Annotated in this window: 13 protein-coding genes; 6 read left to right on the plus strand and 7 right to left on the minus strand. The window is 56.7% G+C overall.

The features are described from left to right. Positions 1 to 116 precede the first annotated feature (116 nt). The 4 genes from pspD to pspA all read right to left on the minus strand — a co-directional run bounded on the left by pspD (position 117) and on the right by pspA (position 1,874). Positions 117 to 365 (minus strand): phage shock protein PspD, encoded by a 249-nt coding sequence (pspD, locus tag H0S68_RS12955; RefSeq protein ID WP_048758703.1) that lies wholly within the window; start codon positions 363 to 365, stop codon positions 117 to 119. Between the two features lie 96 nt (positions 366 to 461). Beyond that, positions 462 to 821 carry an envelope stress response membrane protein PspC gene (gene pspC / locus H0S68_RS12960; RefSeq protein ID WP_020827098.1) on the minus strand — a complete coding sequence of 120 codons (360 nt, stop codon included), beginning with the start codon at positions 819 to 821 and terminating at the stop codon, positions 462 to 464. Further along, complete coding sequence (gene pspB, locus H0S68_RS12965; protein ID WP_012145351.1) at positions 821 to 1,048, minus strand: envelope stress response membrane protein PspB; 228 nt, start codon at positions 1,046 to 1,048, stop codon at positions 821 to 823. The genes pspC and pspB overlap by 1 nt, the downstream gene beginning before the upstream one ends. A 160-nt stretch (positions 1,049 to 1,208) precedes the next feature. Further along, complete coding sequence (pspA, locus tag H0S68_RS12970; RefSeq protein WP_020827099.1) at positions 1,209 to 1,874, minus strand: phage shock protein PspA; 666 nt, start codon at positions 1,872 to 1,874, stop codon at positions 1,209 to 1,211. A gap of 184 nt (positions 1,875 to 2,058) precedes the next feature. Here pspA and pspF point away from each other — a divergent pair, with 184 nt between their 5' ends. Beyond that, positions 2,059 to 3,066: a phage shock protein operon transcriptional activator gene (gene pspF / locus H0S68_RS12975; protein WP_020827100.1), complete on the plus strand. Its 1,008-nt coding sequence runs from the start codon at positions 2,059 to 2,061 to the stop codon at positions 3,064 to 3,066. 193 nt (positions 3,067 to 3,259) lie between these two features. On the opposite strand, the gene zigA is transcribed toward pspF, so the two are convergent. The 3 genes from zigA to folE2 are packed head-to-tail and all read right to left on the minus strand — an operon-like array spanning position 3,260 to position 5,939. After that, the gene (zigA, locus tag H0S68_RS12980) at positions 3,260 to 4,447 is read right to left on the minus strand and encodes a zinc metallochaperone GTPase ZigA (RefSeq protein WP_262244105.1); all 1,188 of its coding nucleotides are present in this window, start codon (positions 4,445 to 4,447) and stop codon (positions 3,260 to 3,262) included. A 12-nt stretch (positions 4,448 to 4,459) separates the two neighbouring features. After that, the gene (locus H0S68_RS12985; RefSeq protein ID WP_046373410.1) at positions 4,460 to 5,020 is read right to left on the minus strand and encodes a carbonate dehydratase; all 561 of its coding nucleotides are present in this window, start codon (positions 5,018 to 5,020) and stop codon (positions 4,460 to 4,462) included. Beyond that, a complete protein-coding gene (gene folE2 / locus H0S68_RS12990) occupies positions 5,010 to 5,939 on the minus strand; it encodes a GTP cyclohydrolase FolE2 (protein ID WP_187961381.1) in 930 nt (309 codons plus the stop codon). Before folE2 ends, H0S68_RS12985 begins: the two co-directional genes overlap by 11 nt. Positions 5,940 to 6,144: 205 nt before the next feature. Between folE2 and sapA the strand changes: the two genes are divergently transcribed. From sapA to sapF, 5 genes are read left to right on the plus strand one after another with little or no spacing between them, the layout of a single operon-like run. Continuing rightward, on the plus strand, positions 6,145 to 7,797 hold the full coding sequence (gene sapA, locus H0S68_RS12995; RefSeq protein WP_020827104.1) for an ABC transporter substrate-binding protein SapA: 1,653 nt from the start codon (positions 6,145 to 6,147) through the stop codon (positions 7,795 to 7,797). After that, positions 7,794 to 8,759, plus strand: coding sequence for a putrescine export ABC transporter permease SapB (gene sapB, locus H0S68_RS13000; RefSeq protein WP_046373407.1), 966 nt, complete (start codon positions 7,794 to 7,796; stop codon positions 8,757 to 8,759). The genes sapA and sapB overlap by 4 nt, the downstream gene beginning before the upstream one ends. Next, entirely contained in the window at positions 8,746 to 9,636 is an 891-nt protein-coding gene (sapC, locus tag H0S68_RS13005) for a putrescine export ABC transporter permease SapC (protein ID WP_020827106.1), read from the plus strand. Before sapB ends, sapC begins: the two co-directional genes overlap by 14 nt. Then, entirely contained in the window at positions 9,636 to 10,628 is a 993-nt protein-coding gene (gene sapD, locus H0S68_RS13010; RefSeq protein ID WP_020827107.1) for a putrescine export ABC transporter ATP-binding protein SapD, read from the plus strand. Before sapC ends, sapD begins: the two co-directional genes overlap by 1 nt. 1 nt (position 10,629) lies before the next feature. Continuing rightward, on the plus strand, positions 10,630 to 11,442 hold the full coding sequence (gene sapF, locus H0S68_RS13015; protein WP_020827108.1) for a putrescine export ABC transporter ATP-binding protein SapF: 813 nt from the start codon (positions 10,630 to 10,632) through the stop codon (positions 11,440 to 11,442). Positions 11,443 to 11,548 lie beyond the last annotated feature (106 nt).

An 11,548-nucleotide genomic window follows, 5' to 3' on the forward strand; every position in this document is an offset into this window, starting at 1 on the left:
CCTTGGCATAGGCCCTAAATAATTGGAGTTGCATCGCGGCGGCCAGTTTGTAAGCCCTGGAAGCATAGCGCACTATGTGACCAGGGCGGGCAAGCGCAGCCAACAAAGAGGCAGCTTCAAGTATGACGGGTATAACGCCCAAACACCTTGTTCAGGCCTTTGCGGAACAGAGGTTCCAGCACCAGCGCCAGTACAAAGCGAATCGGTTTGCGACCCACGGTCCGCAGCAGCCAGCCGGCCGCCCCTGCCGGGCCGTAATTCAGTAACGCTATGATGATGACTTTAGACACTGTCTTCAACATTGCACCTGCTCCTCGTTTAAATCCACCGGTTTTAGCGGCGCTTGCGGCATAGGTTTTGTTCATTATCAATGCCCTCCGGCACAGTTCGGGTCAATAAAGGATGATGACGGGTGCAAAGCCTGACCTGCGCACGGCGCAGGCCATAGCATGCGGGGCGGGTTAAAGCTTGCGGAAACGGCTCTGTACGCCGAAAGTGTCCGACGTGACGTAACGCTCAACCTGTCGCAGCTGTTGTTCGCCGCTGCCCAGTTGATATTCAAGTTGGTCGAGCAACTGACGCGGCGTTTTTTGCTGTTCGCCGTCAAAACGGCTGGCCGGCGCTTCATCCAACACGAACACCAGCGCGAAATAAGCAATCAGGGTGAAGAAAAACAGCCCGAAGAACATCGATAACACCACGATCACCCGGATCAGGCGTACCGGCACGTCGAAATAATGGGCCAGACCGGCGCAGACGCCCTTCACCATCCCTTCTTCAGGTACGCGATAAAGCTTTTTACTGCCCAGAGTGTTGTTCATCAAGACTGTCTCCAGTTCGGGTGTTCTGCATCGAGGATCTCTTCCAGCGCCTGAATGCGTTCACGCATACGCTTGGCATCTTCCGCCAGCTGTGCCAGACGTTGCATTTCCTGATGGCTCAGTTGAATGCCGTTTTGTTGCCGATTGCTGTAATGCAGCCAAAGCCAAATCGGTGCGACAAACAACACAAAGATTGTCAACGGAATGGCAAGTAATAGAGCACTCATTTCTTTTCCTTCTTAATGCGTCTTTGGTGGGCGGCCACCCTACCGTGGCCGCCCAGGTTATTGACAAAGGGGGATAAAAGCGTGGTTTTTCCCCCTTTGTGTTATCAGCCGAAAATCAATAAATTGATTTTCCTGATTTATTTTCAAAACCTTTATTGCCTTACTCGGAACGATTCATTTTCGCTTTCAGCGCCGCCAACTGCTCGCTGATGGCATCGTCGGCTTTAAGCTCGGCAAACTCTTGATCCAGAGACTTCTTTTTACCGATGCTGACGCTTTCCGCTTCGGCTTCCATGTGGTCAATGCGACGTTCGAACTGCTCGAAACGCGCCATTGCCTCATCGAGTTTGCCGCTGTCGAGCTGACGACGCACTTCGCGGGAAGACGACGCCGCCTGATGACGCAATGTCAGTGCTTGTTGGCGTGCGCGTGTTTCGGTCAGTTTGTTTTCCAACTCGCCGATTTCGCTTTTCATGCGGGCCAGGGTTTCTTCTACGGTCGAGACTTCATGAGTCAGCGTAGAGATCAGGTCGGCCACTTTTTGTTTTTCGATCAGCGCCGCACGGGCCAGATCTTCTTTATCTTTACGCAGCGCCAGTTCGGCTTTGTCCTGCCAGTCGCTCAGTTGGTTTTCACCCTGCTCGATACGGCGTAACAGCTGCTTTTTCTCCGCCAGCGCACGCGCTGAGGTAGAACGGACTTCGACCAGCGTGTCTTCCATCTCTTGGATCATCAACCGCACCAGTTTTTGCGGATCTTCTGCCTTATCCAGCAGCGTATTGATGTTGGCGTTCACGATGTCGGCAAAACGAGAAAAAATACCCATAATTCACTTCCTCTTGGTTCTGATGGCGTCTGAAGCGCCGCGTTAAATCATGCAGATTGCCCAAAGACTTAATCAAAACCCGTGCCAACTTTTATTTCGTTGAATAATAACGACTATTTATTTTTGACTCTCTGAACGCATCCTGTAGAGTGATTATTTTCACCAAACATTGGCGAATTTCATCATGAGCGAACAGTTAGAAAACCTGCTGGGCGAAGCAAACGCCTTTGTCGAAGTATTGGAGCAAGTCTCGCAACTGGCAAAGTTGAACAAGCCGGTGTTGGTTATTGGTGAGCGCGGAACCGGTAAGGAGTTGATCGCTCACCGTTTACATTACCTCTCCAACCGTTGGCAAGGGCCATTTATCTCGCTTAACTGCGCGGCTCTGAATGAGAACCTGCTGGATTCGGAACTGTTCGGCCACGAGGCCGGGGCTTTTACCGGTGCGCAGAAGCGCCACCTGGGTCGATTTGAACGCGCCGACGGCGGCACTTTGTTTCTCGATGAACTGGCGACCGCACCGATGCTGGTACAGGAAAAATTGCTGCGGGTGATTGAATACGGCCATCTTGAACGCGTCGGCGGTAGCCAACCGCTGCAGGTCGATGTCCGGCTGGTGTGTGCCACCAACGACGACCTGCCCGCGCTGGCGGCGGCAGGAAAATTCCGCGCCGACCTGCTGGACCGCCTGGCGTTCGACGTGGTGCAGTTGCCGCCGCTGCGCCGGCGCCAGCAAGACATCATGTTGCTGGCCGAACACTTTGCGATCCAGATGTGTCGTGAGCTGTCGTTGCCGCTGTTTCCTGGCTTTACCGAGCGTGCCAGAGATACCCTGCTCGGCTATCACTGGCCAGGCAACGTACGCGAATTGAAAAACGTGGTGGAGCGTTCGGTCTACCGCCACGGCACCAGCGCGGAAGCGCTGGATAACATCGTCATCAACCCGTTCGCCCAGCGGGAAAGTGTGCCATTGCCTGTAGAGGCCGAGGCGCATGATGGCCTGCCGGTACTGCCGTTGGATTTAAAAGCCTGGCAATTGGCGCAGGAGAAGTCTCTGATCGAAGCGGCACTGCAACAGGGAAGGTTTAACCAACGTAAAGCGGCGGAGTTGCTGGGGCTGACCTACCACCAGCTACGCGGCATGCTGAAAAAACATGCGTTACTGCAAAATGGCGAGGCGGACGACGAATAGCGGGCAAAAAAAAAGCCAGCACCCGAGCTGGCTTAAAAAACACTGGAAGCAATGTGAGCAATGTCGTGCCTTCCACAGCAGAACCACAGGGAGTGGCCTTCCGTGAACTGCCAAGTGATGATAATAGTTATCAGTATCATATGTAAAGCACTTTGTTGAGAATTTTTCTCATTACCACACTGTCATTGTGCAATTACCACTCAGGGAAGGGGTCGGCCATCTCGTGCCAGTAATCCACCCCGGCGGCCATTTCCTCATCGTTTAGCAGGCAAGCGTCCAGCAAACGCGTTATTTTGGCCTGCTGCAGATGCTGGCCGATGAACACCAACTCCTGGCGCATGTCACCAAAGGGCTCCACCCATTTCTCCATAATCTGCGCCCTCGTCTCTTCATCTTCCGGCCATCTATCTTGTGCTATGGCGCGCCAGAAGGTACCTGCCAGCCCATAATGAGCAATCCCTCCCGCCTGGCTCCACTGCCCGGCCTGACGCGGGCGTGTCGCCAGCCAGAAAAACCCTTTGGAACGCAGTAGCTTGCCACCGCCCCAGTCACCGTTGATCACCCGGTAGAATTTGTCCGGTGCAAAGGGACGGCGCGCCTGATAAACAAAGCTGCTGATCCCGTAGTTTTCGGTTTCGGGCAGGTGCTCGCCGCGTAGCTCCTTCAACCAGCCCGGCGCCTGCTGCGCTTTGTCGAAGCTGAAACTGTTGGTGTTCAATACCGCCTCCAGCGGCAATTTGCCTGGCGATATGGGCAGAATACGGGCATCCGGATTCAAACTGGTCAGCAGCGCCATCACTTCTCCCTGCTGTTCTGGCGTCAGCAGGTCGGTTTTGCTTACCAGCATCACGTCACAGAACTCAATCTGTTCGATCAACAGATCCGCAACGCTGCGCAGATCGTCCTCGCCCAGGCTTTGACCGGCCTCCTGCAGCGTCTGCGCCTGCTGGTACTGCTGGACAAAATTAACCCCGTCCACCACGGTGACCAAGGTATCCAGCCGCGCAAATTGCGACAGGCTTTCCCCCTGTTCGTCCTCAAAGGTAAAGGTTTCCGCCACCGGTAAAGGTTCGGAAATGCCGCTGGATTCGATCAGCAGGTAATCGAAGCGCCCGGCCTGCGCCAGTTCGCGTACCGAAATCAGCAGATCTTCGCGCAGCGTGCAGCAGATGCAGCCATTGCTCATCTCCACCAATTTTTCCTGCTGGCGATCGAGCTGGACTTCGTTCTCGACCAGCGCAGCGTCAATGTTGACTTCGCTCATGTCGTTGACGATAACCGCCACGCGCATGCCCTGACGATTGTTCAAAATATGGTTCAATACCGTCGTTTTACCGGCGCCGAGAAAGCCGGAAAGCACGGTTACGGGTAATGGATTCATGGAATTCCTCACTCAAAACTCATTGCGTAATGCCTGGTAACCGCGCACCAGTTCAACGTTGGTGGCGGCGACTTCTTCAGAAAATTGCAGTGCGCCGCGATCGACCTGCCGGTAAAGCGACAGATCGCTGTCGGCGCCGACCCGCTCGGTTGACGGGATATACAGGTTCTGCGGCAACGTCACGCCATCCACCACCGCGTTGTAGCGCACCACGCAGCCGGAACCGATGTGACAGTTGAACAACACGCTGTTGAAACCGATAAACACCCGGTCTTCGATGCAGCACGGCCCATGGACAATGGCGCGATGGGCGATGGAGCTGAAGCGGCCGATGGTAACCGCCGCGCCGCTTTTCGAGTGGATCACCACGCCATCCTGAATATTGGAATGAGAGCCGATCACGATCGGTTCCATATCTCCGGCCGCATTGAGTTCGTCGGCACGGATCACCGCGTACGGCCCAACGTAGACAAAATCCTCGATAATCACCCGGCCGCAGATTATCGCGGTAGGATCGATATAGGCCTGCGGTGAGACCTGCGGCAGGTGTCCACTGGGGTTTTTACGCAGCATCCTGATCCTCCCGCCAGCTCAACTCCGCCACGGCATTGTGGGCATGCAGGCTTTCCTGATGTTCGACCCGCAGCGAAAAGGCGCGGTGGCTGCACTGGCTACGCAGCATTCGGTACAGGCGGCGAGCGGCATCTTCGCAGAACATCAGGTTCTGGCCGTTAGCCAGGGCAAACGCCTGCTCGTCACTGCGTTTCACCAGCGTCTGCAACGGCGTGCCGAGCGCGTGCTCGATACGATCTATCAGGTTGACCACCGGCAATGCCGTTTCGCGCTCATTGAGCGTCACCGTCACCCAGGCCCAGCTACGCTGACTGTGAGGCGTCCCCGGCATACCGTGATCGCCCAGCCAGTTGATGACCTGCTGCTGGTCAACCTTTTGCGCCGAATGTTCGAAATCAAACTGAAACTGCTGCTGCGCCAATTGACGACTGAGCGCCGCCGAACTCGGACAAGTGGACGAATAGGGCACGCCCACCGTCAGCGTCAGGGTGAGTGTGCTTGCCAGCGAGGCACTAATTTCCAGCGGGTAGGCTTTCCAGCCCCGGTGTGGCGAAAGCAGCGCCGGACGCGACAACAGCAGCTCACCGCTGATGTGCAGGCTGGCGCGGTCGCTGTTTTCCGGCTGCGATGCCAAAAAAGCGTGCAGTTGATCGGCAATGCGTTGCGGCGTCAGTTCGCCCTGGGTTAACTCATCCAGCGCCAGATACAGCCGCGACATGTGTATACCCCGCGTACCTTGGCTGCCGGCGCGCAAATTGATCCCGGCGTTGACCCTTGCCATCAACGGCTTTCCAGCCAACTCCAGCGGCAACGCTATCCCTTGCATCCCGACCCAATCGAGCCCGACATCACTCATTGCGCCCTGCCAGGCCTGCGCGTCCGGCAGCGGCTGGCGTGGTGGAAGTGCAACCTTGTTCATACATCCCCTTGCTATTATCAGTACATTGCCAGGGAACGGTAACATGATTTTGTTATGTTATAACATATCAATTGTAACTTTTTTGTCTGAAGTGCCGAATTGTTCAATCAAGTAGCAGAAAACTCAGCCATTTTGCTCAATGGATTGGGCTGTTCGCCAGAGTGCGATACACTAATGCTATTGCTTATTAACCCATGAAGCCTCTATGCGTGGTTTACCCCTTTGGATATTGTCACTGAGCTGCCTTGCCGGCAGCGCTCTGGCCTCCACACCCCCTGCGCCCACCGCGGCATCGCCATTGCCGGACATCCGCCAAAGCGGCTTTGTCTATTGCGTCAGCGGCATACTGAACACCTTCAACCCGCAGATGGCCAGCAGCGGCCTGACGGTCGATACCCTGGCCGCACAGCTTTATGACCGCTTGCTGGACGTCGATCCGTACACCTACCGGCTGATCCCCGAATTGGCGCAAAGCTGGGAAGTGCTGGATAACGGGGCCACTTACCGTTTTCACCTGCGCAAAGACGTGCCGTTCCAGACCACCGACTGGTTCAAACCGACCCGCAAGCTGAATGCCGACGACGTGGTCTTCAGCTTCGAGCGCGTGTTTAACCAAAAGCACCCCTACCATGACGTCAACGGCGGCGAGTACCCGTATTTCGACAGTTTGCAATTTGGCGACTCGGTGCAAAGCGTGAAGAAGCTGGACGAGTACACGGTGGAAATCCGCCTGCAAGCGCCGGACGCCTCATTCTTGTGGCACATCGCCACCCACTATGCGCCGGTGTTGTCGGCAGAATACGCAGACGATCTGACGCGTGAAGGCCGTCAGGAGATGATTGACCGCGAACCGGTCGGTACCGGGCCGTTCATGCTCAATGAATACCGCTCAGGGCAATATATCCGCCTGGCGCGCAACGATGTTTACTGGAAAGGTAAACCGCGTATGCCGCAGGTGGTGATCGATCTGGGCGCCGGCGGTACCGGACGGCTATCGAAATTGCTGACCGGTGAGTGCGACGTGCTGGCCTATCCCGCCGCCAGCCAGCTTTCAATTCTGCGCGATGACCCGCGCCTGCGGCTGACGCTGCGCCCAGGCATGAACATCGCCTATCTGGCGTTTAACACCCGCAAACCGCCGCTGAACGATTTGAACGTCCGTCAGGCGATTTCGCTGGCGATCAACAACCAGCGTCTGATGCAGTCGATTTACTATGGCACCGCGGAAACCGCCGCCTCCATCTTGCCGCGCGCCTCCTGGGCCTACGACAATGAAGCGCACGTTACCGAATTCAATCCGGCTAAATCGCGCGAAATGCTCAAGCAAGCGGGTATTGAGTCGCTGAACCTGCGCCTGTGGGTACCGACCGCCTCGCAATCCTACAACCCCAGTCCGTTAAAAACCGCCGAGCTGATCCAGGCCGATTTGGCTCAGGTCGGCATTAACGTGACCATAGTGCCGGTCGAAGGCCGTTTCCAGGAGGCGCGGCTGATGGAGATGAATCACGATCTGACCCTCACCGGCTGGGCCACCGACAGTAACGACCCGGACAGCTTCTTCCGGCCGCTGCTGAGCTGCGCGGCAATCCGCTCACAAACCAACTATGCTCACTGGTGTGACCCGGCGTTTGACGAAGTGCTGCAAAATGCCCTGCTGTCACAACAGCTGGCGCAGCGCATCGAAAACTATCAGAAGGCGCAGAAAATTCTTGAGCAGCAGTTGCCGGTGTTGCCGCTGGCGTCGTCATTGCGCCTGCAGGCCTATCGTTACGACATCAAAGGACTGGTACTGAGCCCGTTCGGCAATGCGTCCTTTGCCGGGGTGTACCGTGAGTCTGCGGAGGGGCCGAAAAAGTGATTATCTTTACCTTACGCCGTTTCTTGCTGCTGCTGATCACCTTGTTCTTCCTGACATTGGTCAGCTTTAGCCTCAGCTATTTCACACCGCGGGCGCCGCTGAACGGCGCTGCCCTGCTGGATGCCTACCAGTTTTACTTTGTCAGCCTGCTGCACTGGGATTTTGGCGTCTCCAGCATTAATGGCCAGGCAATCAGCGAACAGCTGCGCGAAGTGTTTCCTGCCACTATGGAGCTGTGCCTGCTCGCCTTCACTCTGGCTCTGTTTATCGGCATTCCTCTGGGCATTATTGCCGGCGTGATGCGAGGCAAATGGCAGGACACCGCCATCAGCACCTTTGCGCTGTTAGGCTTTTCGATGCCGGTTTTCTGGCTGGCACTGCTGCTGATGCTGTTTTTCTCGCTGCACCTTGGCTGGCTGCCGGTCTCCGGACGTTTCGATCTGCTGTATCAGGTCAAGCCCATCACCGGCTTTGCCCTGATTGACGCCTGGTTGTCCGATTCACCCTACCGCACGGAAATGATCGGCAGCGCGCTGCGCCATATGATTTTGCCGATTACCGCACTGGCGGTAGCACCCACCACCGAGGTGGTGCGTTTGATGCGTATCAGCACCGACGACGTGCTCAATCAGAACTACATCAAAGCCGCCGCAACCCGTGGCTTATCCCGTTTCACCATTATCCGCCGCCACGTGCTGCACAATGCGTTGCCGCCTATCGTGCCCAAGCTGGGGCTGCAGTTTTCCACCATGCTGACGCTGGCGATGATCACCGAAGTGGTGTTCAGTTGGCCGGGGCTCGGGCGTTGGATGATCAATGCCATTCGCCAGCAGGATTATGCGGCGATCTCCGCCGGCGTTATGGTGGTCGGCACGCTGGTGATCACCATTAACGTCCTGGCCGATATTTTAGGCGCTGCCACCAACCCACTGAAACATAAGGAATGGTATGCCCTTAGATAACGTATACCGCGAAAAGAAAATGCCGAGCCCGCTGCTGTATACCTGGCGGATTTTTTACGGCGATGCGCTGGCGATGATCGGCTTCTACGGCGTGATAGCGCTGCTGCTGCTTTCCGTGTTCGGCAGCCTGCTGGCCCCTTATGCGCTCGATCAACAGTTCCTGGGTTATCAACTGTTGCCGCCTTCCTGGTCACGTTACGGCAACGTTTCCTTCTTCCTGGGCACCGACGATCTCGGCCGCGACATTCTCAGCCGCCTGCTGACCGGCACCGCCGCCACCTTCGGTTCCGCATTGCTGGTTACCGTTGCCGCCGCCTTTGTCGGGGTGATCCTCGGGGTGTTTGCCGGGGTAACCCGCGGCCTGCGCTCGGCGGTGCTCAATCACATTCTCGACACCCTGCTCTCCATCCCTTCGCTGCTGCTGGCGATCGTGGTGGTGGCGTTCCTTGGGCCAAAACTCGAGCACGCCATGCTGGCCGTCTGGCTGGCGCTGTTGCCTCGCATGGTGCGCACTATCTACAGCGCAGTGCATGACGAGTTGGAAAAAGAATATGTGGTGGCGGTGCGTCTCGATGGCGCGTCAACCTTGCAAATACTGTGGTACGCCGTGATGCCCAACATTGTGGCGGTGCTGGTGACGGAGTTCACCCGAGCGCTGTCGATGGCGATCCTGGACATTGCCGCCCTCGGCTTCCTCGATCTTGGCGCACAGCTGCCGTCCCCTGAATGGGGCGCCATGCTCGGCGATTCACTGGAGCTGGTGTACGTCGCCCCCTGGACAGTGATGCTGCCCGGCGCGGCAATCCTGGTCAGCGTGTTGCTGGTTAACCTGTTGGGCGACGGTATGCGCCGCGCAATCAATACGGGGGTGGAATAATGCCATTACTTGATATCCGCAACCTGACGATTGAATTTATGACCGCCGAAGGCCCGGTAAAGGCAGTCGATCGCGTCAGCATGACCCTGAGTGAGGGGGAAGTCCGCGGCCTGGTGGGCGAGTCCGGTTCCGGTAAAAGCCTGATCGCCAAAGCGATCTGCGGCGTCACCAAAGACAACTGGCGCGTCACTGCCGACCGTTTCCGTTTCGATGATATCGACCTGTTGCAGCTAACACCGCGTGAACGACGCAAGCTGGTCGGGCATAACGTGTCGATGATTTTCCAGGAGCCGCAATCCTGTCTGGATCCTTCCGAAAGCATCGGCCGTCAGCTGGTGCAGGCCATTCCGGGTTGGACCTACAAAGGCCGCTGGTGGCAGCGCTTTAACTGGCGCAAACGCCGCGCCATAGAGCTGCTGCACCGGGTGGGCATCAAGGATCACAAAGACATCATGGGCAGCTTTCCTTATGAGCTGACCGACGGTGAGTGCCAGAAAGTGATGATCGCCATCGCCCTGGCCAATCAGCCGCGCCTGCTGATCGCCGATGAACCGACCAACGCCATGGAACCGACCACTCAGGCGCAGATTTTCCGTCTGCTGGCGCGTTTGAACCAAAACAACAACACCACCATTTTGCTGATCAGCCACGATCTGCAAATGATGAGCAAATGGGCCGATCGGGTCAACGTGTTGTACTGCGGGCAGACGGTAGAAAGCGCCCAATGCGAAGACCTGCTGGCCGCACCGCACCACCCTTACACTCAGGCGCTGATCCGCGCAATGCCGGACTTTGGCCGCGCATTGCCGCATAAAAGCCGCCTCAATACCCTGCCGGGAGCCATTCCGTCGCTGGAGCATTTGCCGATAGGTTGTCGGCTGGGGCCGCGCTGCCCCTATGCGCAGAAGAAATGCATTGAGACACCTCGCCTGCGTCCGGTGAAAAACCACCTGTTCGCCTGTCACTTCCCGCTGAACATGGAGGAGCAATAACATGGAAACGCTGTTGGAAGTGCGCAATCTGAGCAAAACCTACCGTTACCGTACCGGGCTGTTTCGCCGCCAGCATGTCGAAGCGGTCAAATCGGTCAGCTTTACCCTGCGTGAACGGCAAACGCTGGCGATCATCGGTGAAAACGGCTCTGGCAAGTCCACCCTGGCCAAGATGCTGTCCGGCATGGTCGAGCCCTCAGCCGGAGAACTGCTGATTGACGACCATCGGCTTAACTATGGCGATTATCGTTACCGCAGCCAGCGTATCCGCATGATATTTCAGGATCCGAGCACCTCGCTCAATCCTCGTCAGCGTATCGGCCAGCTGTTGGACGCCCCGCTGCGGCTCAATACCGAAATGGCAGCCCCTGAACGTGAGCAACAGATCAACCGAACCCTGCGTCAGGTGGGGATGCTGCCGGATCACGCCAATTATTACCCGCATATGCTGGCGTCCGGCCAGAAACAGCGAGTGGCTTTGGCCCGCGCCTTGATCCTGCAACCGAAGGTGATCGTAGCCGATGAGGCGCTGGCCTCGCTGGATATGTCGATGCGTTCGCAAATCATCAACCTGATGCTGGAACTGCAGGAGAAACACGGCATTTCCTACATTTATGTGACTCAACACCTGGGCATGATGAAACACATCAGCGATCAGGTGATGGTGATGCATGAAGGGGAAATCGTCGAACGCGGCAGTACGGCCGAGGTATTGGCTTCACCGCTGCATGAGCTGACCAAACGCCTGATTGCCAGCCACTTTGGCGAGGCGCTTACCGCAGACGCCTGGCGACGTGACGGCGGCAGATTCTGATCGTCAAATCATAAAGAGAACCCGCCTTAAAGCGGGTTCAGACTGCAAATATCCGTGAAAGGCTAAACCTGTAGGGGTCGAACATGTTCGATCCGATTTAACTCAT

This window comes from Serratia sp. AXJ-M (assembly GCF_046531865.1).
In the GTDB taxonomy this organism is placed as follows: Bacteria; Pseudomonadota; Gammaproteobacteria; order Enterobacterales; family Enterobacteriaceae; genus Serratia; species Serratia liquefaciens.